The organism is Cystobacter fuscus (assembly GCF_002305875.1).
Classification (GTDB): Bacteria; Myxococcota; Myxococcia; order Myxococcales; family Myxococcaceae; genus Cystobacter; species Cystobacter fuscus_A.
Map to the genome: position 1 here is coordinate 9,963,355 of NZ_CP022098.1, position 23,435 is coordinate 9,986,789.

Genomic DNA, 23,435 nt, shown 5'->3' on the forward strand with positions numbered 1-23,435 from the left:
GGAAGGAGCGCGGGCATGCACCCGGAAGAAAAGCCCGCAGTCCCCCATCCACCAACCGGGACCTCTCCACCATCTGATGATAAAGGAGGGAGGTCTTGATCTCCCTCCGGCACATCCACAAGCGCTTTGGCGCCGTGACCGCCCTGGACGACGTGTCCCTGGACATCGGCACCGGGGAAGTGCTCGCCCTGGTGGGCGAGAACGGCGCGGGCAAGTCCACCCTCATGAACGTCCTCTATGGGCTCTACCACGCGGACGCGGGGGAGGTGCTCATGGAGGGCCAGCCCGTGCGCCTGAAGAGCCCTCGGGACGCCATCGCCCGGGGCATCGGCATGGTGCACCAGCACTTCATGCTCGTGCCCACCCTCACGGTGGCGGAGAACGTGGTGCTCGGCCGCGAGCCCACGCGCTTCGGGCGCCTGGACCAGGAGCGCGCGTGCCAGGAAGTGGCCGCCACGTGCGAGCGCTTCGGCTTCAAGTTGGATCCCCGCGCCCGCGTGGACACGCTCAGCGTGGGCTCGCAGCAGAAGGTGGAGATCGTCAAGGCGCTGCACCGCGGCGCGCAGGTGCTCATCCTCGACGAGCCCACCGCCGTGCTCACCCCCCAGGAGTCGGATGACCTGTTCCGGGTGGCGCGGGGGCTGGCGGCGGGAGGGCGCACGGTCGTCTTCATCAGCCACAAGCTGCGCGAGGTGCTCAGCGTGGCCGAGCGCGTGGTGGTGATGCGGCGCGGCCGGCGCGTGGCCGAGGTGCGCGCCGCGGAGACGCGCCCCGAGGAGCTGGCGGCGCTGATGGTGGGCGAGGCGCGCATGCCCACCTCCGAGGCGCAGGCATACCACCCGCCCACGGGCGAGCGGCTGCTGGAGACGCGCGGGCTGACGGCCCGAGGCGAGGACGACCGGCCCGTGCTCCGGGGCGTGTCGCTGGAGGTCCACGCGGGGGAGATCGTCGGCATCGCCGGAGTGGACGGCAACGGACAGCGCGAGTTCGCCGAGGTGCTCACGGGCCTGCGGAAGCTGGACTCGGGGAGCGGCACGCTCCTGGGTGGAGCGCTCGAGGGCCTGACACCCGCGGAGGCGCGGCGCCGGGGCGTGGGCCACGTGCCCGAGGATCGGCTGTGGCGCGCGGTGGTGAAGGCCATGAGCGTGGAGGAGAACGTGGCGCTGGGGCGGCAGGCCCAGGTGCCCTTCGCGAAGGGGGCCCGGGTGGACTTCGAGGGCCGCCGGGAGCGCACCCAGACGCTGCTGAAGGCCTATGACGTGCGGCCGCCGGATCCGCGGCTGCCCCTGCAGGTGCTCTCCGGCGGCAACCAGCAGAAGGTGGTGGTGGCGCGCGAGCTGGATGCCTCGCCCCGGCTGCTCGTGGTGGTGCAGCCCACGCGTGGCCTGGACATCGGCGCGGTGGCGCAGGTGCAGGCGAAGTTGCGCGAGGCGAGGGACAGAGGCGCCGGCGTGGTGCTCGTCTCGTTGGATCTGGAAGAGGTGCTCGCCCTGGCGGATCGCGTCTACGTCTTCTTCGAGGGCCGCGTGAGCGGCACCTTCACCCGGCCCGAGTTCGACGAGCGGGAGATCGGCCGGCGGATGCTCGGCACCGGACAGGAGGTGGCGCATGGGTGAGAAGCTGCGCTCGGTGCTGCCCTCGGTCTTCTCCGTGCTCCTCGCGCTCGCGGTGTGCTGGTGCTTCATCGCCCTCACGCGCGACGCGCAGACCGCCACCGAGGCCTACTTCCAGATGCTGCGCGGGGGGCTCGGCGACTGGCCGGCCTTCCTCGACGGGGGGCGCGTGGCGCTGCTCACCCGGCCCCTGGGCGAGGCCGCCATCAAGGCGTCCATCCTGCTGCTCACCGGCCTGTCGGTGGCGGTGGCCTTCAAGGTGGGCCTGTTCAACATCGGTGCCCAGGGGCAGATGCTCATGGGCGCGCTGGTGGCGGCGCTGGTGGGCGCGTGGTGGGAGCTGCCCGGGCCGCTGCACGTGCTCGCGGCGCTGCTCATGGCGGGGCTCGCCGGGGGCGCGTGGGCGCTCATCGCCGCCTGGCTCAAGCTCGCCCGGGGCGTGCACGAGGTCATCTCCACCATCATGCTCAACTGGATCGCGGTGAGCCTGGTGGACAACTGGCTCGTGGTGGGTCCGTTGCGCGCCGGGGCGGGCACCTCCCTGTCCACCACCGGAACCCCGGAGATCCTCCCCAGCGCACACCTGCCGCGGCTGCTCGGGGACATCTCCCGGCTGAACCTGGGCTTCCCCCTGGCGCTGGCGGTGGCGCTGGCGCTCTGGGTGTGGCTGTCCTGGCTGCGCACGGGCTTCGAGACGCGCGCGGTGGGACTGGGCGCCGAGGCGGCCCGGGCGGCGGGCATTCCCGTCACCCGGCGCACCGCGGAGGCCATGGGGCTGGCCGGAGGGCTCGCGGGGCTGGCGGGCGCGGTGCTGGTGCTGGGCACCGAGCTGCGCTACCCCGGCACGCTGGGCGCTCCCTACGGCTTCGACGGCATCGCCATCTCCCTCATCGGCAACAGCCACCCGCTCGGGGTGACGCTCTCGGCGCTCTTCTTCGGAGCGCTGCGCGCGGGCGGCACGCGCATGCAGCTGCTCGGCGTGCACAAGAGCTACCCCGAGCTCATCCAGGGCCTGGCCCTGCTCTTCGTCGCGGGCCGGCAGGTGTGGCTCGCCCTGCTGCGCAACCGGCGGCGCGCGCCCCAGGCGTCCGCCCAGGCGGCGCCCGCTCCGGGTCCGGAGGTGCCACGTGCTTGAGGTGTTGGAAGCGCTCCTGTCCTCCACGCTGGAGTACTTCCCGGCGCTGGTCTTCGCCACCCTGGGGGCCACGCTGTGCGAGCGCTCGGGCGTCGTCAACGTGGGCATCGAGGGGATGATGCGCGCGGGGGCCTTCTGCGCCGCGGTGGCCTCCATCTCCATGCCCACCCCCCTGGGGGTGATGATGGGCATGCTCGCGGGCGCGGGCATGGCGGCCGTGCACGGCGCCCTGTGCATCCACTGGCGCTCGGACCAGGTGGTGTCCGGCATGGCCCTCAACCTCGTGGCGACCGCCGGCGGCACCTACCTGCTGGAGTCCCTCTACGGGCCCAATGGCACGCCCCCCATCCAGCAGCTCTCGCGCTGGCACGTGCCGGGACTGGACGCGGTGCCGCTCTTGCGCGTCTTCTCCGGGCACTCGGCGCTCACCTGGCTCGCCCTGGTGCTGCCCCTCGCCTTCCACGCCCTCTTCTACCGCACCCCCTTCGGCCTGCGGCTGCGCGCCGTGGGCGACAAGCCCCACGCCGTGGCCACGCTCGGCCTGTCCGTGCCCGGCCTGCGCTGGCTCGCCGTGCTCGGCGGCGGGCTGCTCGCGGGCCTCGGCGGGGCCACCCTGTCCACCGCCGTGCTCGACCGCTTCGAGCAGCACACCCCCGCGGGCATGGGCTTCATGGCCCTGGCCGCCATGGTGTTCGGCCGGTGGACCCCCCTGGGCGCCCTGCTCGCCGCGCTCTTCTTCTCCGCCGGCAACGCGCTGCGCATCGGCCTGGCCTCCAGCGCCCCCGGCCTCCTCCAGGTCATCCCCCAGGGCGTCCTCCTCGCCCTGCCCTACTTCCTGACGCTCGCCCTGCTCGGCTTCCAGGGCCGCCGCACCCACGCCCCCGCCGCCCTGGGCACCCCCTACGAGCAGGAATCCCGCTGAATCCAGGTGGGTCGCGCTCCCCGTCCGGTCCGGAGTCCGTTCCGGACCGTGGACGCGGTTTTTTACAATATGGGTCCGGGCAACCCTGGGTCATTTCCAACCAGGAATCAGTCCGGACCCGCCCATCTGACACTAAGGGCAGGCAGCAACGGAACCCGCCATCCTCTGGAGAACGCGACAAAGTCCCGTTTTTCCAGGATGCGGTGATTCGCTGTCTCTGTCCAGACAGAGTGGAAAAGACGAAAAGGCGGCGGCACGGGGATCGCATCTAATAGGCACCGCTCGCGCTCGGGCATGTTCGCGGAGGAATGGGGGGGGGCCGCGAAAGCCAGGGTGAGCAGGCAGGTGCCAGACGTAGGGGCGGTATCGGGCGGGATGGGGAAAGGAAGGGGGCCGGCGTCCTGGGGCATTCGAGGGGGGGCCGACGTGAACGACGAACAGAAGAAGATGATGGGTGGGGTGACGTGATGAGCGCGGTGGCGATGGCCTTTTGGCCGCAACAAATGCTCGTGACGGGTGGGGAGGGCCGAGGCCGGCTGGCGAGCATGAACGCCCGGGAGGACGGCGACGAGCAGCACCTGGACCTGTGCACGCTGGCACGCGAGGCGGTCTCGCTGCTGCGCACCGCCGGACACGTGGAGCCCACCGAGGTGCAGCTGGAGCTGCCGGACGAGCCGGTGTTCGCGCGGGTGAACCCGTGGCGCATGGCGCAGGTGCTGCTCCACCTCATCGCGGACGCCGTGGGCGCGCGCCGCGGCGCGCAGAGCGCCACGCGGGCCGTGCGCTTGAGCGTGGAGCCGCAGGACGACTTCGGGGACTACGGCCCCACCATCCAGATGCGCTACATGGGGCGCGGCGGCCCGGCGCGGCCCTCGCACGAGGCGAGCGGCCCGGAGGGACTCGAGGCGGCGCGCGAGCTGGTGGAGGCCCAGGGCGGACACCTCGCGGTGCAGCACCATGGGAACACGGGCACCACGGTCACCGTCACCGTGGAGCTGCCGGACCAGGGCACCGCGAGCTGGTAGCCGCGAGGGGCCCCGAGGGTCCGCCGTGAGCCGGGGGCGAGCCCCCGGACTCCGGACGCCGGACTACAGGTGGAAGGAGACGCCGAACGTGGCATCCAGCGTGAAGCGCGCGCCACCCCGGTAGTAGCCGTAGTAGGTGCCGATGGACGGCCCCATGCGCACGTTGAAGTTGACGGCGAGGTTGCGAGCCACGAAGTACTCCAGCCCGCCGCCCACCAGCAGCGGGAAGACGGGGCCGCCGCCCGGGCCGAAGATGACGTAGAAGGGCACGTCCACGCCGATGTTGACCATCAGCGCGCTGCCCACCGGCAATCCCAGCGTGAGGGACAACGGCAGGGTCAGGCCCACGTCGGTGTAGTTGTCGTCGTAGAAGTAGAAGAGGGGCCCGGGCGAGAAGCTCAGCCCCACGTTCACCTGCGACGTCTGCAACAGCATCAACCGCATCCAGGCCTGGAGCTTGATGCCCGGCACCACGCTGGTGACGATGCCCTCGCGGCCGTAGTTGAAGCTGAACTTGCCGCCGATGTCGAAGCGCGACGTGGCCCCGTGCAACAGGCCCAGCGAGATACCCGGCCAGCCAAGCTGGCCATTCAACACGGTGGCGCCCTGCCCCACCGTCTGACCCGAGAGCACGGACCAGCCCTGGCCCCGGCCGTAGCCCTCCTGCGCCATGGCGGCTCCCGACACGAGGAGCATGCCCACCACGAAACCACTCACGATGCCGCGTTTCACGCTGTGACCTCCGGCTGCCCCCGCTCGCGCGCCAGCGCGAGGAAGGCGTCGATGAACTGCTGGAGCTGGGCCTCCGCCCGGACGCGCGCGGCGGACACCGGCTCGCCCGGGCCGGGCGTCTCCTTCAGCTCGAAGTAGTACTTGATCTTCGGCTCCGTCCCCGAGGGCCGTGCCGTCACCCGTCCCCCACCCTCCAGCTCGAAGGCGAGCACGTTGGAGGGCGGCAGCTTCTCGCCCTTCTTGTAGTCCGTCACCGCCCGCACCGTGCGCGCGCCCACGCGGGAGGGGGGAGAGGCGCGCAGGCCCTCCATGATGCGCGCGATGACCTGCGCGCCCTGGGCGCCCGGGAAGGTGAAGTTGCGCTGGGCGCTCACGTAGAGGCCGAAGCGGCGCTGGATCTCCTCCAGGTAGACGGCCACCGTCGTGCCCCGCGCCTCGCACCAGGCGGCCAGGTCCGCGAACACGAGCGCCGCGCCCACCCCGTCCTTGTCCCGCGTCACCGTGCCCACGCAGTAGCCGAGCGCCTCCTCGTAGCCGAAGACGAAGCGGGTGCCCTCGGCGCGCTCGCGCTCGAGGGCGCGGTTGGCGATCCACTTGAAGCCGGTGAGCACCTCGTCGTACGCGGCGCCCAGCTCGCGCGCCATGTCGCCGAGCTGCGTGGAGGACACGATGGTGGTGACCACGTGCGGCGTGGCGCCGGCGGCCTGCTTCGCTCCCTGCGCGAGCACGTAGTGGCCCAGGAGCACGCCCACCTCGTTGCCGGTGAGCATGCGCAGCGCGCCGTCCTCCCCGCGCACCATCACCGCGAGGCGATCCGCGTCCGGGTCATTGGCGAGCACCAGGTCCGCGTTCACGCGCCGCGCGGTGGCGAGCGACAGATCCATGGCCCCCGGCTCCTCGGGGTTGGGAAAGCGCACGGTGGGAAAGGTGCCATCCGGCTGGTGTTGCTCGGCCACCACGTGGACGTGGCGGAAGCCCGCGCGCGCCAGGGCCCGCTCCATCCACACGCCGCCCACCCCGTGCATCGCGGTGTAGACGATGCGCAGCGAGTCCGAGCCGCGGCCGTGCACGCGCAGCCGGAGGATGGCCTCCAGGTACGCCTCGCCGAGCGAGTCCGGCAGCTCGTGCCACAGGCCCCGGGCGCGCGCCTCGTCCACCGCGAGCAGCCGCACCTGGTTGGCGGGCTCCACGCGGGCGATCTCCGCGGCGATCCCCTTGTCGTGGGGCGGGATGATCTGCGCGCCGTTGCCCCAGTAGACCTTGAAGCCGTTGTACTCGGGCGGGTTGTGGCTCGCGGTGACCATGACGCCCGCGGCGGCGCCGAGGTGCAGGGTGGCGAAGGCGGCGAGCGGCGTGGGAACCATGGAGGGGAAGAAGTGGGCGGGGATGCCCTCGGCGGCGAGCACGCGCGCGGTGTCCTCGGCGAGCTCCGCGCTCAAGCGCCGACCATCGCGCCCCACCACCACGCCGCGGCGGGCGACGTCCGGCACGGTGGCCTTGAGGTAGCGAGCCAGGCCCGCCGTGGTCCGGCGCACCACCGCGCGGTTCATCCGGTTGGGCCCCGCGCCCATGACTCCCCGCAGGCCCGCGGTGCCGAACTCCAGGTCGCCCGCGAAGCGGTCCGCCAGGTCCGCCACGTCCCCGCGCGCGAGCACCTCGCGCAGCTCCGCCACGGTGGCCGGGTCCGGATCCGCCCGCAGCCATGACTCCGCCTTGTTCTTCAACTCTGTCGCGTCCATCTCCACCCCTCCTTAAGCGGTTGTCCCGTCGCCGACGTGGCCGGCCTTCTGCGTCTGTTCAGCGATGGTCAACCGGCGCCCGCGTGCTGTCAGGTGTAGTCGGTGAGCTTCTTGCGGGTCGGCCCACCCTTGGGTGCGTCCTTCTGGCCCTGGCAGTTCACGCAGAACTCCACGTAGGGCACGGCCTCCAGGCGGGCGGGGGAGATCTCGTCCCCACACTCCTCGCACTCGCCGAAGGAGTCCGGATCCTGGCGCAGCTTGCCCAGCGCCTTGAGCACGCGCTTCAACACGGCCTCCGAGTTGCGGTTGCGGTTGGAGGCGATGGCCTGGAGCATCTCGTTGAGCGGCTGCTCGTCCTCGTCACCCCCCACGCGCCCCTCGTCGGTGCGGTTGGGCTCGATGCGCGCGGGCGTCTTGCCCGTCAACTCCGCGTGCAGCTCCAGCAGCTTCTGCTTGAACTTCTCGCGCTGTGCGTCGGTCACGGCCTCTCTCCCTTGGTGGGCCAGCTTGGTGGGCCAGGTAGGGGGCTAGTACTTCGCGGCGGAGGATTGGCCGGAGACGATGGCCACGGAAGCCGAGGCCCCCAGCCGGTTGGCCCCCGCCTGAATCATGCGCAGGGCGTCCTCGGCCGAGCGGATGCCGCCGGAGGCCTTCACGCCCACCTGGTCGCCCACCACGCGGCGCATGAGGGCCACGTCCTCCACGGTGGCCCCCCCGGGACCGAAGCCCGTGGACGTCTTCACGAACGCGGCGCCCGCGGCCCGGGCCAGCACACAGGCGGCGATCTTCTCGTCGCTGGAGAGCAGCCCCGTCTCCAGGATGACCTTCACCGGGAAGGGCCGGCTCGCCTCCACCACCTGGGCGATGTCCTGGAGCACGAGCGCGTAGTCGCGCGACTTGAGCGCGCCCACGTTGAGCACCATGTCGATTTCCCGGGCCCCCTCGCGCACGGCCTCGCGCGCCTCGTGGGCCTTGGCGCTCGTGAGCGCCGCGCCCAGGGGAAAACCCACCACGGCGATGGGCACGGAGGAGGAGCCCGCCAGGATGCCCGCCACCGTGGCCACCTGGCTCGAGTTCACGCACACCGTGGCGAAGCCATGACGCACCGCCTCGTGGGCCACGCGGGTGATGTCGTCGCGCGTGGCCTCCGGCTTGAGCAGCGTATGGTCGATGAACGGGGCCAGGTCCGCGGGGCCCTTCACCGTCCCGGGAGGCACGGGCGCGGTGCCCACGACGCGGGGCGTGCTGGCGGACACGGGGGACGCCGACGGACCGTTGCCCGCCGAGACACCAGGCGGGCTCTTGCGGATGAAGTCGGCGAGTTCCTCGACGACGCGCTGGATGTGCTGGGCCTCGGTCATGGCGCGCGGTCTAGCCCAAGTCCGGGCCGCTCGGGAAGCGTTGGCACATGGGATAGAGTCCCGCACGACATGGCATTCGCGCGGCACCTCTTCGCACTGCTCCTCCTGCTCGCCGCCTGCTCGGGCCGGGCCGCCCCCCTCAAACCCCTCTCCGTCTACTTCTTCGACGTGGGCCAGGGGGACGCGGCGCTCATCGTCTCGCCCAGCGGAAAGACGGTGCTCATCGACGCGGGCCCCCCCGAGGCCGACGAGCGGCTCGCACCCCGCGTGCGCGAGCTCGTCCAGGGGCCGTTGGATCTCGTCATCCTCACCCACCCCCACCTGGACCACCTGGGCGGCATGGTGCGGATCCTCCAGACGGTGGGGGCCCGGCGCTTCATGGATCCGGGCTTCGACCACCCGAGCGAGGCCTACCGCAAGCTGCTGGAGGTGGTGGGCCGCGACGTGGGCCAGGTGATGACGCCCACCCCCAATCCGAACAACCCGGAGGCGCCGCTGACCATCGGGCTGGGCGAGGGCACATCGCTCAGCATCTTCTGGCCGCGCGTGCCCCAGCAGCCCTTCCTGAAGGACACCCGCTCGGATCCCAACTCCAACTCCATCGTCGCCCGGTTGAGCCATGGCGGCACGTCGTTCCTCTTCACGGGGGACGCCGAGCCGGAGACCGAGGCGGCCCTGCTGGCCAGGTCGGTGGACCTGCGCGCCACCGTGCTGAAGGTGGCGCACCACGGAGGCCGCTACTCCTCCACCGCGCCCTTCCTCGCGGCGGTGCGGCCCCAGGCGGCCGTCATCTCCTGCGGCGCGGGCAATGAGTACGGGCACCCCACCGCGGAGGCCCTCCAGCGCCTCGGGGCCCAGGGAGCGCGCGTGCTGCGCACCGACCGCGACGGCGAGGTGCTCGCGGTGAGCGACGGCGACCGGGTGACCTTCACGACCCGCAAGGGCAACACCCCGCCCCTCGTCGTCTCCGGTGGACCGGCGGGCCCCTCCACTCCCCTCGCCCCGTCCGTGGACGTGCCCCCGCGCACGGCTCCCTCGAAGACGGAGCACACGGCCCCGCCACCCGCCGGCACGGGCCCGACGCGCTACGTGGGCCTCAAGGGCAGCAAGGTCTTCCACCGCGAGGACTGCGCCACCCTGCGTCGGTCGAAAACGCAGGGGCGCACGATATACACGGATCGCGACGCCGCCCTGCGCGAGCGCCGTCCCTCCGAGGATTGCAAGCCATGAGCCGCCCCGTACGGACCTTCATCACCCTGTTGGGCCTGTGGCTCCTCGGAGCCTGCGAGAAACCCACGGCGGCGCCCGCCCCCGCGGCGGCCAAGGCGGTCCAGGCCACCCCGTTGCGCTACTTCGGCCGGCCGGCCGATGGAAAGCTGCACGTCTACTTCCTCGACGTGGACCAGGGGGACGCCACGCTCATCGTCTCGCCCACCGGGCGCACGGTGCTCGTCGACGCGGGTCCCCCCTCCGCGGGCGCCCACCTGGCCAACCGGCTGCCCGAGCTGCTCATCGGAAAGCTGGACCTGGTCATCCTCACCCACCCCCACGCGGACCATTACGGGGGACTGTCGGCGGCCCTGGGCGCGGTGGGCGCGCTGCGCCTGCTCGAGCCGCAACTGCCGGGCACGCCCGCGGACTACGACGCGCTGCTGGGCGCCATCGGCACCAGCGGCATGGAGGTGTTCTCCCCCGCGCCCCCGGCCAACGCCGAGCCGCTGCGCCTGCCGCTGGGCGATGGCGCGGAGCTGACCGTGCTCTGGCCGCGCGCGCCCACCGAGAAGCTGTTGACCGGAGACAACCCCCAGGAGCTCAACTCCATCGTCCTGCGGCTCAGCTACCAGGACACCAGCTTGCTGCTGCCGGGAGACGCCCTGGAGAAGACGGAGCATTTCCTGCTGGCCCACGGGGCGCCGCTCTCATCCACGTTGCTCAAGGTGGGAGCCCATGGCGCCGCCACGGCCAGCAGTCCCGCGTTCCTCGACGCGGTCCGGCCCCGGGCGGCCCTGGTGTCCACCGGCGCGGGCAGCCCGGAGCTCGCTCCGTCCCGGAACGTGCTCGGGCGGCTGGAGGCGATGAAGACGCGCGTCTTCCGCACCGACCGGGATGGCGAGGTGCACGCCGTGAGCGACGGTCAGCGCTTCACCCTCACCCCCCAGCGGCACTCCGCGGGCAGCGGGCCGGGGGAGTCCGAGAGCTTCGAGGGGAAGCTGGACCCGGCCATGGCGGAGCGGGACGATGCCGGCACCCCCGCGAGGGACACGGCAACGGCCTCGTCGGGCAAGACCGAGGTGGCGGCCGCGCCCGGGGTACAGCCCCGAGTGAGCCCGGCGAGCGTGGACATCGATCTGGACAAGGCCCCCGCCTCCGCGCCGAGGACGGTCCGGCAGGAGCGCACGCCCTCCCCGGCCGACAGCAGGACGCGCTACGTCGCCAGCCGCAAGAGCGACGTCTTCCACCTGCCTGACTGCCCCGCCGTCAAACGCATCAAGGACGAGAACCGGCTCAACTTCACCACCCGCGAGCAGGCGGCCGGCGGCAACGCCCGGCGGCCCGCCAAGGACTGCCACCCATGAAGCGACGAGCACCGCCCAAGTCCAAGGTCACCGTGGATCGCCTCGAGGAGGACGTGGCCGTGCTCGTGGTGGACGGGCGCGAGGTGCGCCGGGCGCGCGCGGAGCTGCCCCCCGAAGTGCGCGAGGGCGACGTGTTGGACCTGGAGACGATGACGGTGGACACCGCCGCCACCGAGCGCCTGCGCGACGAGGTGCGCCAGGCCCGGGAGCGCGCCATGAAGAAGGCACCCCCTCCCGGGGATTTCGACCTGTAGGGCTAGCCGGACCTCGAGAGCACGAGCTGGATTTCCACCTCGACGTCCTCCCCCGAGAACGGGGGGAACACCATGCGCTGGGCGCGCTCGATGAAGCACTCGCCCGAGGGCGAGCCGCCGATATCGGGGCGATCCATGGCCACCTTCGTCACCTCGCCCGAGTGGGTCACCGTGGTGGTGAGCAGCAGCTTGCCATTGCGCAACCGGGGGTTCTTGCGCAGCGCCTGGGCGATGCACGTCTTGAACGAGGCGCGCGAGCGCTCCACCACACGGTCGACTTCCGCCTTGGGAGGACCGGACGTGCGAGCGGGCGTGGGCGTGGGCGTGGACGGCTGGAGTGGAGCCACCTCGATGTCGTCCGACCCCTCGGCGGCGGGGGCGGCCCGGGTCTCGCTCCCCGCGAGGGCGGTGCCCGCGTTCGTGGGCGCCTCACCCGGGGCCTGGGCGGTGCCTTCCGGCTCCGCGGGCGCCGGGGCCGCTTCACCCCCCGCGGACGGCTCGGAGGAAGGGGACTCGGCGGGGGGAGTCTCGGCGGGGGGAGTCTCGGGCGACTCGGCGGCGGGCGCCTCGGCCTGGGGCTCTGGAGCGGGCCGTGGGGCGGGAGGCTGGCTGGGGTTGCCCGTCAGGACGTTGCGCAGCTCCTCGAGCCCCTCGGGCGTGAAGACGGACACGGTCTGCGGCACCGGGTTGCCCTCGGCGTCCGTGCCGTAGACGCGCAGGGGCACCACCTGCAGCTCGGTGAGGGCGATCACCGCCCCCACGGGGAGCAACACCAGCAGCAGCAGGACGAGGAGAACCTTCGCGCCCACCCCGCGCCCCTTGGCCTTCCCCGCCCGCGCCTTCTTCACGGGCTCGCTCGGAGGCTCCTCCGCCACCTGGTTGACCGGGGTGTGTTCGTCATCGAGCCCGTCGAAGCCCCCGCGCGCGACATACCCTCCACCGCGCGGCTGCTCGGAGGCGGGAAGGTCCAGGTCGGAAAACAACTCCCCGAGGGGCGCGGCGGCGGCCTGGGCGTCGGCGACGGCCATGGGCCCGGTGTCATCGGCCTCCGGCTCCCACGGCGTGGAGTGCTTGACGCGGGAGGCGGGGGCGGGAGCCGGCTCGGGTTCCGGCTCGGGCTCGGGCTCCGGCTCCGGCTCGGTGCGCCAGCGCGTCTGCGAGTCGGGAGGCGGCTCGGGCTGCCACGAGGTGGAGGAGCTCGCCATGGCGGGCTCGGGCGGAGGGATGGGCTCGGCGGGGGGCGGAGGATCCTCGGGCAGGAAGAGCCCCTCGAGCGCGGGCAGATCCTGGCCCCGCTTCCAGTCCGCCATGCCCTGCTGCCAGAAGTAGCTCCGGGCGGTGACGGTGCCTTGCGCCACGAGCTCGCGCAGGGCCCCATCCTCCAGCGGCCCCTCCTGCTTGCCCTTGACCATCACGAACCAGGGCGCGGCCGCGTCGCCCACCGGCATGGCGCGCGTGGGCTCGTCCTCCCAGGACGACGCCGACACGGCCTGGGCCTGGGCTTGAGCCTGGGCCGCCTCTTCCTCGGCGGCGAGCGTGCGGTCCTGCTCGCGCAGCCGCTCCACGTCCGCCAGAGACACGACGCGCGTGCTCTCCTCCATCTCGGCGGGAGGGCCCTCCACCGAGATGACGTTCTGGCAGTTCTTGCACCGCACCTTGACGGTCTTGCCGCGGACCTTGTCGTCCGCAATGGAGTACCGCCGCTCACACTTGTTACAAGAGAAGTTCAAAGGGGATGTCCCGCGCACGCACACCGGGGCGAGCGAGGGGAATGCTAACCCCATGGCGGTGGAGTGCAAACCACCGGGTTGACTCCGCCTGTCAGCCCAACTAAGAGCCGCCTCCCCTACCCTCTTGACACAGATAGAAGGTGGCGCATGCCCGCGAAGGACCTCGGGAACAAGCACGTCTGCTTCAAATGCAGCACGAAGTTCTACGACATGAAGAAGCCGGACCCCCTGTGCCCGAAGTGCGGCGCGGATCAACGCGAGAGCCCCGCCCTCAAGGCTCCCGCGGAGGGGGGACGCCGGGGCCGGCTGTCCGCGGCACCCAAGATCATCGAGCCCGCCGAGCCCGAGGAAGCCGAGGTGGGCGAGGACGAGGAAGTGGCGGACTTCGAGGACGAAGACGCCGAGAGTCCGGCGGACGACGAAGACGAAATCTGAGCGGTTGGCGGGGTTCCCTCGAGAGCAATCCCGAGGGGCCCCACGGCCTCACGCCGGATCGCGCTGCTGGGCGACGGCCATCTGATGGAGGGTCTGGCGCAGCTGCGCGTAGCGCAGCGGCCCCAGCGTCTGCACACCCACGGGACGGCGCGGACCCTTCCCGGCGACCCGTGGCCGCGGCCGCGGTGAACGTCTGGGAGTGGGTCGCTTCTTGGGCTGCATGGGTGTCGTCCCCCGAATGGTCTGCGCCTCCCTGTAGCAGACTTTCCATCTCCGCTACAACTTTCCGATGAGGGTGCGCCAGCCTCCTCGCCTGCCCGGCGAGCGAGGGGTCCGGGGCAGAGCGGACGCGGGGGGATGCGTCTTGCGAATGAGCCCGCGCGGAGGGATGAGGAAGGGACGATTTGGGCGTTGGACCCTTCAAACCCTTGTTGGTAGAAGGGGCCGGGCCCCGGGGTAGGGCCCCCATTGTTGGAGGCAGGGAATTTGCGGGAGAAACTGAAGGCTCTGGCGGAGCTGCAGAAGGTGGACCTCGAGGTCGCCTCGCTCCGGAAGGCCGCGGACGTGCATCCCCGGCAGTTGGCGGAGTTGGAGCGCGAGTTGGGTACCGCGCGCAGCGCCATCGAGGCGGAGCGCAATCGCGTGACGGACATCGAGCGACAGAAGAGCACGCTCGAGCAGAACATCACGGACGAGAAGGACAAGGTGAAGAAGTGGGAGGCGCGGCTGGCCGAGCAGCGCTCCACCCGCGAGTACTCCGCCCTCGCCCGCGAAATCGACATCGCCAAGAAGGCCAACCAGACGATGGCCGACGAGCTCGTGGAGCTGAGCAAGACGCTCGGCGCGGCGCGCGAGGCCGTCAAGGCCAAGGAAGCCGAGTTCGCCGCTCGCCAGGAGCAGCTGTCCTCCCGCATGGCCGAGCTGCGCACCCGGCAGAGCCAGGCCGAGGGCCAGGTGAAGGAGCTCGAGGGCAAGCGCGCCTCGGTGTCCTCGGGAGTGGACGCCACCCTGCTGCGCCGCTACGAGACCATCCGCAAGAAGCGCATGCCGGCGCTGGTGGGCGTGGTGCTCGGGGGCACGTGCCTGGGCTGCCGGATGAACGTGCCGCCGCAGCTCTACAACAACCTGCGCGTGTCGCTGGGCACCGACGTGTGCCCCTCCTGCAACCGCATCATCTACGCCGTCGAGGCGCTCGAAACCCCGGCCGAGAAGTAGCGTTGAATCAGACGCTCTTCCCCACCCTCGTCGACATCCTCCGCCACATCGCGCGCGAGGAGCCGCTCACGGGGACGGTGCGGGCCTTTCCCGGGATGACCCGCGAGGACATGGGCCGCCTGCTCGAAGCCGCGGCCGAGCACCTCACCGCGCTTCCCCCCGAGTCCCCGCCGCCTCCTCCCCCGCCCGGGGCCCGGCGTCACCGGCGACCGCCGCGCTGAGCCCACGTGACACCCTGTGCCGCGCCGCCCCGCTTCCGTGTTATGAGACTCGGGCCGGAGTGGTCCGGGTGAACGCTGGTCACCGCGGGACTGGGTGACGGGAGGAAAGTCCGAGCTCCACAGGGCAGGGTGCTGGCTAACGGCCAGTCGAGGCGACTCGCAGGAAAGTGCCACAGAAAACAAACCGCCGGTTCCGCGAGGGGCCGGTAAGGGTGAAACGGTGCGGTAAGAGCGCACCGCGTCCGGGGTGACTCGGACGGCACGGAAAACCCCACCTGGAGCAAGAGCCAATAGGAGCGCGTCCCTCTCGGGGGACACGGGTTGCCCGCCCCATGCGCTCGGGTTGCTCGCTGATGAGGCCCCTGGGCAACCAGGGCCCTAGATGAATGTTCACCGCCCATCCCGAAAGGGGTGGGGACAGGACTCGGCTTACAGGGCCACTCCGGCTTTTTTCCCGTCCGCGCGGTGTCAGCGCGCCACGGGAATCTGCATGAGCAGGATGCGGCTGCGCCCGTCGTTGCGCACCGCCTCCGGGTTCTTGAGCTGCAGGCGCCCGTCCGTCTTCGGCTCCCAGAAGCCCATCCACACGTTGATCGTCTGCGCGGACACACCGGGCGGAAGCGCGATCATGAACTCGTCCTTCACCGTCTCGCCCACCTTCCACTGGGTGGTGGGGTAGAGCCCCCCCGCGGGCTTGTGGTCCACGTTGAGCCGCTCCATGCGGCCCTCGGCGTCCTCCACGTGGACGAAGATGGTGTAGTCCTCGTCCAGGGGCTTGAGCACCTTGAAGTAGGCGGTGACGCGCGCGGAGTCGCCCGGGGAGAGGCGGCCCGGCTGGAGGTTGGCACCCACCAGCTCCACCGTGTCCTCGAAGTTGGCGCCACCCTTCGTGGAGAGCGTGGGCACCTGGGTCACCACGGACTGGCGCCGCTCGTTGGGGCTGGCCCCTCCGGGTGCCTCGACGATGCAGGCACCGAGCAGGAACACGGGAGCGAGGAGGGCGGGAAGCGCGGGGCGTCGCATGGCAGGAGCGTTTCTAGCGGCTTCCCCGCACGGCATCCACCTGCCCGTGGTGGACAGAGGACGGGCCCTGGCCCAAGACGGGGTAGGACTCCCAGCGCGTCTTGCGATATGCGGTGCGCGCCATGCAGACGCCCACCGCCCTACCCTTCCTCCTCGCGCAGGCGCCCTCCCCCCAGCCCCCCGCCACGCAGCCCGGCGTACCGGAGACGGGCACGCCCCCACCTCCGCCCGGCGGCGGCACCGTGGACACCGTGGTGGGCGTGGGCGTCGCGGTGCTGTTCGTGGCCCTCCTGGTGGCCGCGGCGCGCAAGCTCTTCTTCAAGCGCCGCCCCGAGCTGCCCGGCAAGCCAGCCGCGCCGGCAGACAAGCCCGCCCTACCCGCGGAGAGCCCGGAGCTGCGCATACAGCTGCCGCCCACCGAGGCGGAGCTCGCCCGGCGCCGCGAGGCGGAGGAGCTTCATGCCCGGGCCGAGTCCCTCACCCGTCAGCGCGAGGAGACCGCGCGCGCCGCGAAGGCCGCCACCAGCGCCGAGGAGCGCGCCCGGCTGGAGGCCGAGGTGCGTGCCCTCAAGGAGCGCGAGGAGGAGGAGAAGCGCGCCGAGTACCGCGCGAAGAAGGCGGTGGAGGACGAGGCGCGCGAGCGCCGCAAACGGGAGCGCGAGGAGGCCGAGCGGCTCGTGCGCGAGGAGAAGGAGCGCGCCCAGGCGGCGGTCGAGGAGGCCCGGCGCGCCGAGGAGGCGGAGGCCCGCGCCAAGGTGGAGGCCGAGGCGGGCCGCACGCTCGCGCAAGGCCTGGATCGCACGCGCAACCAGGGCTTCATGGCGCGGCTCAATGGCCTGTTCGGCGCCAACCGCCAGGTGGACGAGTCGGTGCTCGCGGAGATGGAGGAGATCCTCTTCACGGCGGACATCGGCGTGCGCACCGCGAGCAACCTCGTGGAGGTGGCGCGCGAGAAGCTCAAGCGCAACGAGCTGAGCGACGCGAGCCGCATCAAGTCGCTCATCCGCGAGGAGGTGACGCGCATCGTGGACCTGCCGGTGCCGCGCACGCTGGAGGGCGGCGGCCCGCCGCACGTGGTGATGGTGGTGGGCGTCAACGGAGCGGGGAAGACGACCACCATCGGCAAGCTGTCCGCGCAGCTCACCGGCCAGGGCAAGAAGGTGGTGCTGGCGGCGGGCGACACGTTCCGCGCCGCCGCCGCCGAGCAGCTCGACGTGTGGGCGGACCGGGCGAAGGCCGAGCTCATCAAGGGCAACGAGGGCGCGGACCCGGGCTCCGTCATCTTCGAGGCGATCAAGAAGGCGCAGGCCTCGGGCGCGGACGTGGTCATCGCGGACACGGCGGGCCGGCTGCACACCAAGGTGAACCTCATGGACGAGCTGAAGAAGGTGAAGCGCGTCATCGACAAGGCGCTGCCCGGGGCTCCCCACGAGGTGCTGCTGGTGCTCGACTCCACCAACGGCCAGAACGCCATCCAGCAGGCGCGGCAGTTCCACGACGCGGTGGGCGTCACGGCGCTCGCGCTCACCAAGCTGGACGGAACCGCCAAGGGCGGCGTCATCATCGGCATCTGCGACGAGCTGAAGCTGCCCGTGGTGTGGGTGGGCGTCGGCGAGAAGGTCGCCGACCTGCGCCGCTTCGAGCCCCGCGAGTTCGTCCAGGCGCTGTTCGACTGACGCTCGACTGACGCCTACGGCTGCAGCCCCTTCATCAGGCCCGGCAGCAGCTCCTCCATGAGCTTGAGCGTCTCCGGGTCCATCTGGCCGCCGCCCATCAGCGCCCCCAGGTTGGGCTCGCCCAGGTCCTCGTCCCCGTGGGCCTCCTTCCACCAGCGCACGCGCAGGCGCTCCAGCTCCTTGGCATTCGAGGGGCTCGCCTTGGCGAGCTCCTGGGTGAAGCACTCCCCGCACGTCCACTTGAAGCGGTACGTGTCCACGTAGGAGCGCATGCCCTTGAAGAAGGCCTCGTCCCCGATGAGCTTGCGCGAGGCGTGGTGCAACAGCGGCGCCTTGCCGTACACCAGCGCGCCGTACTGCAGCGGATCCTCGAAGCCCGAGGTGGGCCGGTCCGCCGGCGCGTCCTTGCCGCCCGACAACCTCAGCATGTGGTAGGCCGACACGAGCGCCTCCTGCCGCATCTGCTCGGCCACCGCGCGCCCGTGCTTCCACTCCATGTAGAGCAGCGCCGTGTACTGGGCGAGCGACTCGTCCACCACCGGCGCGTTGATGGGATCCGAGCCCACCAGCCCCGCGAAGTACTGGTGCGCCACCTCGTGGGCCACGGTGAACTCGAGCGTGCGCTCCAGCGCCTTGCCCAGCAGCCCGAGCGGCGCCGTGTCCCCGCCCATCGCCTGCAAGAGGCCCTGCATCTGCCCCATCCCCGGCAGCCCCTCGAGCGCGCCCGCCGGGTCCGCCGCCCCCCGGTAGAGCGACGTGCCCACCGTGACGAGGCCCGGAAACTCCATGCCGCCCGCACCCCCCGACAACGGCGCCTCCACCACCCGGAAGGTCTTGAAGGGCAGGGGCCCCAGGCGCCGCTCGAACTCGGTGAGCGCGTCGCTCGCGTACTTGAGCACGCGCCTGCCCACCTGAGCGTCCCGGGCCGCGAAGTGACTCTCCACGCTGACGCCATTCACCGTCGCCGTGGCACTCTCGTAGCCGCGCGAGGCGAACACCGGAAAGTCGCGCACCGCGCCCGCCGCGAAGCTGTAGCGCAGGCGGCCATCCTTCTGGGGCACCTCGCCCATCGCCACGCCCGTGACGTGCACCTTCCAGGCACTGGGAACGATGACGTTGGCGAGCACGTGGGCGGGCTCGTACAGCGCCAGGTCGCCCACGCCGGTGGGACCGCCCCAGGGCGTGCCGCTCGCGTCGAGCGGAGGCACCCGGGGCACCACGCCCACCAGGCTCACGAAGTCCTCCGTCGCGGAGAAGGCCCCATAGTCACCGGCCTCGTTGTTCCCTCCGCCCGAGGCCCCGAGCGCCCCCAACAGCGACGCCGTGCCCGGCTGCGCGCGAGGCACCCGCCCCTCCAGATCCAGTTCCACCACCACCGCGCTCCCCGGGGCGAGCGGCTCGGCCAGCGGCAGCAGGTAGAGGCCGTCCTCGGGGCGCCGCGGCTTCACGGGCTTGCCGTTCACCGTCACCTCGGAGAGGGACATCCGGGGCGCGAAGGCGTTGGGGGTGAGGCGCAGGGGGATGGCGTCGAGCGGACGGCCGCGCACGCTCCACTCCACCCGGAGGTGGCCCTTCACCGCGCGCGCGTCCGGGTCCACCTCGAGCTGCACCTGGTAGCGGGGAAGCTCCTCCAGGGGCCCGAGCGCACGCGCCGCGCGTGCCCGCTCCTCGGTCTTGAGGTGCTGCAGCGAGAACTGCACCTCGGGCGGGACGAAGTCGCCGGCGGCGGCGATCCCAGGAGCGAACAACAGGGCGAGCAGCGGCCAGTGACGCGGATGGGCGGGCATGGGGGACATGGTACACCCCGGGTGCATCCACTTCCCGCGCCCACGCCCCCTTCGCCTCTCCTATTGAGCACCGGATGACCTCTCCCACCGATCCCCACGGCGCCCCACCCTCCCCCGGGCCCGAGCAACGACCCCCACCCCCCCCGTTCTTGCCGCGTGCGCGCATGCCCCGCCCCCCACCGGTGTGCGCGGCCCTCATCGGCGGCTCGGTGGCCCTGTTCGTCGTGGATGCCGTGCTGAGCCAGGGCGAGACCCTGCGCGGGGGCCTGGGGCCCGTCTTCCAGTGGCTCGCCCTCTACGGGCCCCTCGTCCAGGACGGCCAGTACTGGCGGGTGCTCGGCTGCATCCTCACCCACGGAGGCCCGCTCCACCTGGCCTTCAACATGTGGGTGGCGTACTCGCTCGGCACGCCCTTCGAGCGCGCCATCGGCAGCGGACGCTTCCTGCTGCTGTCCATCATCGCCGCGCTGGGCTCGTCCGCCTTCGCCCTGCTGTTCAACTTCAAGGTGGTCACCGTCGGGGCCTCGGGGATGATCCTCGGCTACGGAGGCGCCATGCTCGTCACCGCCACGCGCGAGTTCCGCCGCGGCATCATCTTCTGGCTGGCGCAGGTGGCGGTGCTCAGCCTGATTCCCGGCGTGAGCTGGGCGGGGCACCTCGGCGGCTTCCTCTTCGGCCTGCCCGTGGGCGTCGCCCTGCGCGCCGGGCCCGCGTCTTCGCTCGCGCCGCGCCGCTGCTGCTCGCCATCGCGGGGGTGGTGGTCTACATCACCGCGCACCCGGAGCGCTTCCGGGGCTAGACGCCCCGGGCGGGAGCATCAGAAGCGCAGTCCCCCGGCCGAGGCCGCCCGGGGATCGTTGATGACGCCATCGCACACGCCGCCGCAGACGGAGTCCGGACTGAGCGGCTGCGAGGTCGCCACCACCGTGCCCACGGCGGCGGCGGCCACCACCGCGCCCACGCCCGCCCAGAAGTACCAGCGCTGGGTGAGGGGCTTGCTCACGGCGACCTCCGCCGGCGGCTGGGTGAAGGGCGAAGGCTCGGCCACGGCGCTGGGCGTGAGCACCGGCGCCCGGGGCTCGTCCGTCTTCGCGAGCGCACCCGGACGCAGGTTGAAGTTGACGGTGTACTCCTTGCCGGCGCGCACCGCGATGCGCTGCGACTCGGGGCGGAAGCCCTCCTGCTCGACGACGATCTCGTGCGAGCCGGCCGACAACAAGAGGTCATCGAGCGGAGTGCGGCCCTTCTCCTCGCCATCCACCAGCACCCGGGCGCCCGCGATGTCCGCCTTCACCGACACGAAGCCCGCCGTGGCCTCGAGCGACACGGCCACCTCGGTGCGCTCTCCCTCCTTGAAGGTGAGGCGCCGCGAGAAGTCCCGGTAGCCCGGCTTGCGCACGACCACGGTGTGCTCGCCCTCGTCCACCTCGACGGGGTTCTTGGAGACCGGCCCCAGGTCCTTGTCATCCACCAGCAGGCGCGTGCCCCGGGTGCCGCCGTTGAACTTCACGAGCAGCTCGGTCTTCTTCACCAGGGGCGCGAGCAGATCAGTCTCGTCGTCCTGCTCCGCCTCGGCCGCCTTGCCGGGCTTCTTGCCCTTGGTGGCCTTGGTGGGCTTCTTGGCCTTGGTCGTCGTCTTGCCCTTGGTGGCGGGGGCCGAGGGCGTCAACGGCGCGAGGAGATCATCGTCCCCCTGGGCGAAGGCGCGGGGCGCGATGAGACAAAAAACCAACGCGATCAAATGGACGCGGCGCGAGAGCATTCGGCGGAGAGGTTAGAGAGTCGCGCGGGAGGAATCAAACATGAGTGAAGGTTGTCGCCGAATGTCACGCACACGCCTGTGGATCGCCACCGGGGGTCTCGCCACCGCCCTCACGGCCTGTCCGGCCCGAACCCCCGCCCCACCACCCGCCGTCCCCAAGAACCAGGTGCCCGCCGGGTGCGAGCGGAACCAGACGGGGGAGTACCAGCACGCGGAGAATCCGAGCTTCCGCTACCAGGGCGCGGATGATGGGAGCACGCTCACACTTTCGGTGACACGCGCCCAGCAGGAAGCACCCGCCCCGGCGGACGCGGGCACGGCGGTGAGCATCGTCCTGGAGCGCACGCCCGAGGGTTTCGTGGGGGAGACGCGGGCCACGGCCTTCACCGCGGCGGGCACCGCCTGTCCGGTGAGCTTCCCCACGCGGGCGGTGGGCTGCGACGAGCAGGGCCTCACGCTGCGCTCGGTGAGCGCGATGGCGCTGGACGAGGACTGCCGCCCGGCGGCCCACGGGCCCGCCCCCGAGTGGAAGGAACAACGGCTGCTCAAGCGGGAGGCCCAGGTCCAGCCCGCGCCGGATGCCGGGACTCCCTCGGGGGACGCGGGGGACTGAAGCCCGTCCCCCCCCGCCCGCGCGAGCCCTCAGGCCGCGCGGCGGGTCTGCTCCTCGGCGACCACGGCCGCCGGAGCCGACTCACTGAAGCGCAGGCGGCCCTGCAGCAGGCTGGACACGCCGACGTAGAGAAAGCCGAGCTGGAACAGCAGGATGAAGGGCACCGAGGTGTAGATGCGCTTCTCGAAGGCGAACCAGAGCGCGCCGGTGAAGTAGAGCGCGAAGGTGAGCTCCAGGATGGGCATCAGCGTCTTGTCGCCGCGGTAGCTCTTCTTGATGGCGGTGACCTTCTTGCCCTCGGCCCCCGTCTTCGGCGTGCGGGTGAAGCCAGACTGCTGGCCCAGCAGCGCCTCGAGCACCGCCCGGGCGTTGTTGATGGCCAGGCCGATGCCCAGGCTCATCAGGAAGGGCAGATACTTGAAGCGATCCCAACCCTTGGCCCCACGCTCGCGCTGCGCGGCCACGTAGAAGACGCACACGCTGGCGGTGGCGCTGATGAAGAAGGGCAGATCCAGGAAGAGCGTGCCGTAGAGCCCATGCTGGAAGCGCACCACCATGGACAGCGGCATGAGCGCGCTGAGCACCACCATCAACAGGTAGGCCATGTTGTTGGTGAGGTGGAAGAAGGCCTCGCGCTTGACGGCGAAGGGCAGGTCGCTCTTGAGGATCATCGGCAGGAGCTTGCGCGCCGTCTGGATGGAGCCCTTGGCCCAGCGGTGCTGCTGGCTCTTGAAGGCGTTCATGTCCACCGGCACCTCGGCCGGGGAGATGACGTCGGGCAGGAAGATGAACTGCCAGCCCTTCACCTGCGCGCGGTAGCTCAGGTCCAGGTCCTCGGTGAGCGTGTCGTGCTGCCAGCCGCCCGCGTCCGAGATCGTCACGCGCCGCCAGATGCCGGCCGTGCCATTGAAGTTGAAGAAGCAGCCCGAGCGGTTGCGCGCGGTGTGCTCGATGATGAAGTGCCCGTCCAGGAAGATGCTCTGCGCCTGGGTGAGGATGGAGAAGTCGCGGTTGAGGTGACCCCAGCGCACCTGCACCATGCCCACCTGGCTGTCGGCGAAGAACGGCACCGTGCGGTGCAGGAAGTCCGGCCCCGGCACGAAGTCCGCGTCGAACACCGCGATGAACTCGCCCTTGGCCGTCAACAGGCCGTTCTCCAGCGCGCCCGCCTTGAATCCCTGACGGTTGGTGCGGTGCACGTAGACGATGTCGTGCCCCTTCTGCCGCTGGCGCTCCACACACGCCCGGGCAATGGCGCACGTCTCGTCCGTGGAGTCGTCCAGGACCTGGATCTCCAACAGCTCGCGCGGGTAGTCGATGCGGCACACCGCGTCCACCAGGCGCTCCACCACGTACATCTCATTGAAGATGGGCAGCTGGATGGTGACGCGCGGCAGCTCCGCCAGCACGCCCCGGGGGGTCGGCAGCTTGAACTTGTGACGGTAGTACAGGTACGCCATCCGGTAGCGGTGCGACCCGTACACCGCCAACACACAGAGGACGCTGAAGTACACGCCCAAGAAGAGGATTTCGACGGTGGTCATCTGACCTGGCCCCTCCCGCGGGTGAAGTCGCCGCGGTCATCAACCCTGCACGGCGGAGTGAAAGACCAACCC

General features: G+C 71.4%; 22 protein-coding genes, 1 other RNA gene and 1 pseudogene. 14 read left to right on the forward strand and 10 right to left on the reverse strand.

The window, feature by feature from the left end:
- Positions 1-152: 152 nt before the first annotated feature.
- The 4 genes from CYFUS_RS40290 to CYFUS_RS40305 all read left to right on the forward strand — a co-directional run bounded on the left by CYFUS_RS40290 (position 153) and on the right by CYFUS_RS40305 (position 4,695).
- Entirely contained in the window at positions 153-1,616 is a 1,464-nt protein-coding gene (locus tag CYFUS_RS40290; RefSeq protein WP_198316985.1) for an ABC transporter ATP-binding protein, read from the forward strand.
- Positions 1,609-2,748 (forward strand): ABC transporter permease, encoded by a 1,140-nt coding sequence (locus CYFUS_RS40295; protein ID WP_095990038.1) that lies wholly within the window; start codon positions 1,609-1,611, stop codon positions 2,746-2,748. The genes CYFUS_RS40290 and CYFUS_RS40295 overlap by 8 nt, the downstream gene beginning before the upstream one ends.
- Entirely contained in the window at positions 2,741-3,670 is a 930-nt protein-coding gene (locus CYFUS_RS40300; protein WP_095990039.1) for an ABC transporter permease, read from the forward strand. The genes CYFUS_RS40295 and CYFUS_RS40300 overlap by 8 nt, the downstream gene beginning before the upstream one ends.
- Positions 3,671-4,152: 482 nt before the next feature.
- Positions 4,153-4,695, forward strand: coding sequence for a sensor histidine kinase (locus CYFUS_RS40305; protein WP_157758939.1), 543 nt, complete (start codon positions 4,153-4,155; stop codon positions 4,693-4,695).
- 63 nt (positions 4,696-4,758) lie between these two features.
- Here CYFUS_RS40305 and CYFUS_RS40310 read toward each other — a convergent pair whose 3' ends face one another.
- The 4 genes from CYFUS_RS40310 to deoC form a co-directional block, all read right to left on the reverse strand.
- The gene (locus tag CYFUS_RS40310; protein WP_095990041.1) at positions 4,759-5,427 is read right to left on the reverse strand and encodes a hypothetical protein; all 669 of its coding nucleotides are present in this window, start codon (positions 5,425-5,427) and stop codon (positions 4,759-4,761) included.
- Positions 5,424-7,166 carry a phospho-sugar mutase gene (locus CYFUS_RS40315; RefSeq protein ID WP_095990042.1) on the reverse strand — a complete coding sequence of 581 codons (1,743 nt, stop codon included), beginning with the start codon at positions 7,164-7,166 and terminating at the stop codon, positions 5,424-5,426. The genes CYFUS_RS40310 and CYFUS_RS40315 overlap by 4 nt, the downstream gene beginning before the upstream one ends.
- 89 nt (positions 7,167-7,255) lie before the next feature.
- A complete protein-coding gene (locus tag CYFUS_RS40320) occupies positions 7,256-7,648 on the reverse strand; it encodes a TraR/DksA family transcriptional regulator (protein WP_095990043.1) in 393 nt (130 codons plus the stop codon).
- A gap of 45 nt (positions 7,649-7,693) precedes the next feature.
- Positions 7,694-8,527 (reverse strand): deoxyribose-phosphate aldolase, encoded by an 834-nt coding sequence (gene deoC, locus CYFUS_RS40325; RefSeq protein WP_198316309.1) that lies wholly within the window; start codon positions 8,525-8,527, stop codon positions 7,694-7,696.
- Between the two features lie 69 nt (positions 8,528-8,596).
- Here deoC and CYFUS_RS40330 point away from each other — a divergent pair, with 69 nt between their 5' ends.
- Genes CYFUS_RS40330 through CYFUS_RS40340 form a run of 3 tightly spaced genes read left to right on the forward strand, consistent with a single transcriptional unit; the run spans position 8,597 to position 11,357 of the window.
- The gene (locus CYFUS_RS40330; protein WP_095990044.1) at positions 8,597-9,757 is read left to right on the forward strand and encodes a ComEC/Rec2 family competence protein; all 1,161 of its coding nucleotides are present in this window, start codon (positions 8,597-8,599) and stop codon (positions 9,755-9,757) included.
- Positions 9,754-11,103: a ComEC/Rec2 family competence protein gene (locus CYFUS_RS40335; RefSeq protein WP_095990045.1), complete on the forward strand. Its 1,350-nt coding sequence runs from the start codon at positions 9,754-9,756 to the stop codon at positions 11,101-11,103. The genes CYFUS_RS40330 and CYFUS_RS40335 overlap by 4 nt, the downstream gene beginning before the upstream one ends.
- Entirely contained in the window at positions 11,100-11,357 is a 258-nt protein-coding gene (locus CYFUS_RS40340) for a DUF3006 domain-containing protein (RefSeq protein WP_095990046.1), read from the forward strand. The genes CYFUS_RS40335 and CYFUS_RS40340 overlap by 4 nt, the downstream gene beginning before the upstream one ends.
- Before the next feature lie 2 nt (positions 11,358-11,359).
- Here the strand turns inward: CYFUS_RS40340 and CYFUS_RS40345 are convergent, their stop codons facing one another.
- Positions 11,360-13,087, reverse strand: coding sequence for a GYF domain-containing protein (locus CYFUS_RS40345; protein WP_095990047.1), 1,728 nt, complete (start codon positions 13,085-13,087; stop codon positions 11,360-11,362).
- 147 nt (positions 13,088-13,234) lie between these two features.
- Between CYFUS_RS40345 and CYFUS_RS40350 the strand changes: the two genes are divergently transcribed.
- From CYFUS_RS40350 to rnpB, 4 genes are all read left to right on the forward strand, one after another.
- Entirely contained in the window at positions 13,235-13,522 is a 288-nt protein-coding gene (locus tag CYFUS_RS40350; RefSeq protein WP_095990048.1) for an FYDLN acid domain-containing protein, read from the forward strand.
- A gap of 486 nt (positions 13,523-14,008) precedes the next feature.
- Positions 14,009-14,737, forward strand: a complete 729-nt coding sequence (locus CYFUS_RS40355; protein ID WP_095990049.1) for a zinc ribbon domain-containing protein — start codon at positions 14,009-14,011, stop codon at positions 14,735-14,737.
- A gap of 2 nt (positions 14,738-14,739) precedes the next feature.
- Entirely contained in the window at positions 14,740-14,958 is a 219-nt protein-coding gene (locus CYFUS_RS40360; RefSeq protein WP_095990050.1) for a hypothetical protein, read from the forward strand.
- Between the two features lie 56 nt (positions 14,959-15,014).
- Positions 15,015-15,406, forward strand: an RNA gene (gene rnpB / locus CYFUS_RS40365) — RNase P RNA component class A.
- A gap of 20 nt (positions 15,407-15,426) precedes the next feature.
- Here rnpB and CYFUS_RS40370 read toward each other — a convergent pair.
- Entirely contained in the window at positions 15,427-15,981 is a 555-nt protein-coding gene (locus CYFUS_RS40370) for a hypothetical protein (protein WP_095990051.1), read from the reverse strand.
- A 122-nt stretch (positions 15,982-16,103) separates the two neighbouring features.
- Between CYFUS_RS40370 and ftsY the strand changes: the two genes are divergently transcribed.
- Positions 16,104-17,657, forward strand: a complete 1,554-nt coding sequence (ftsY, locus tag CYFUS_RS40375; protein ID WP_095990052.1) for a signal recognition particle-docking protein FtsY — start codon at positions 16,104-16,106, stop codon at positions 17,655-17,657.
- Positions 17,658-17,671: 14 nt separating this feature from the next.
- Here the strand turns inward: ftsY and CYFUS_RS40380 are convergent, their stop codons facing one another.
- Positions 17,672-19,453 (reverse strand): M1 family aminopeptidase, encoded by a 1,782-nt coding sequence (locus CYFUS_RS40380; protein WP_095990053.1) that lies wholly within the window; start codon positions 19,451-19,453, stop codon positions 17,672-17,674.
- 155 nt (positions 19,454-19,608) lie between these two features.
- On the opposite strand from CYFUS_RS40380, the pseudogene CYFUS_RS40385 reads away from it, so the two are divergent.
- Positions 19,609-20,082, forward strand: a pseudogene (locus CYFUS_RS40385) (rhomboid family intramembrane serine protease); the annotation flags it as partial.
- Here the strand turns inward: CYFUS_RS40385 and CYFUS_RS53395 are convergent.
- Positions 19,986-20,222, reverse strand: coding sequence for a hypothetical protein (locus CYFUS_RS53395; protein ID WP_232537087.1), 237 nt, complete (start codon positions 20,220-20,222; stop codon positions 19,986-19,988). The pseudogene CYFUS_RS40385 and the gene CYFUS_RS53395 overlap by 97 nt on opposite strands.
- 39 nt (positions 20,223-20,261) lie before the next feature.
- A complete protein-coding gene (locus CYFUS_RS40390) occupies positions 20,262-21,206 on the reverse strand; it encodes a PEGA domain-containing protein (protein WP_095990054.1) in 945 nt (314 codons plus the stop codon).
- A 61-nt stretch (positions 21,207-21,267) separates the two neighbouring features.
- On the opposite strand from CYFUS_RS40390, the gene CYFUS_RS40395 reads away from it, so the two are divergent.
- Positions 21,268-21,819: a hypothetical protein gene (locus tag CYFUS_RS40395; RefSeq protein WP_095990055.1), complete on the forward strand. Its 552-nt coding sequence runs from the start codon at positions 21,268-21,270 to the stop codon at positions 21,817-21,819.
- A gap of 29 nt (positions 21,820-21,848) precedes the next feature.
- On the opposite strand, the gene CYFUS_RS40400 is transcribed toward CYFUS_RS40395, so the two are convergent.
- Complete coding sequence (locus CYFUS_RS40400) at positions 21,849-23,363, reverse strand: cellulose synthase family protein (RefSeq protein WP_095990056.1); 1,515 nt, start codon at positions 23,361-23,363, stop codon at positions 21,849-21,851.
- Positions 23,364-23,435 lie beyond the last annotated feature (72 nt).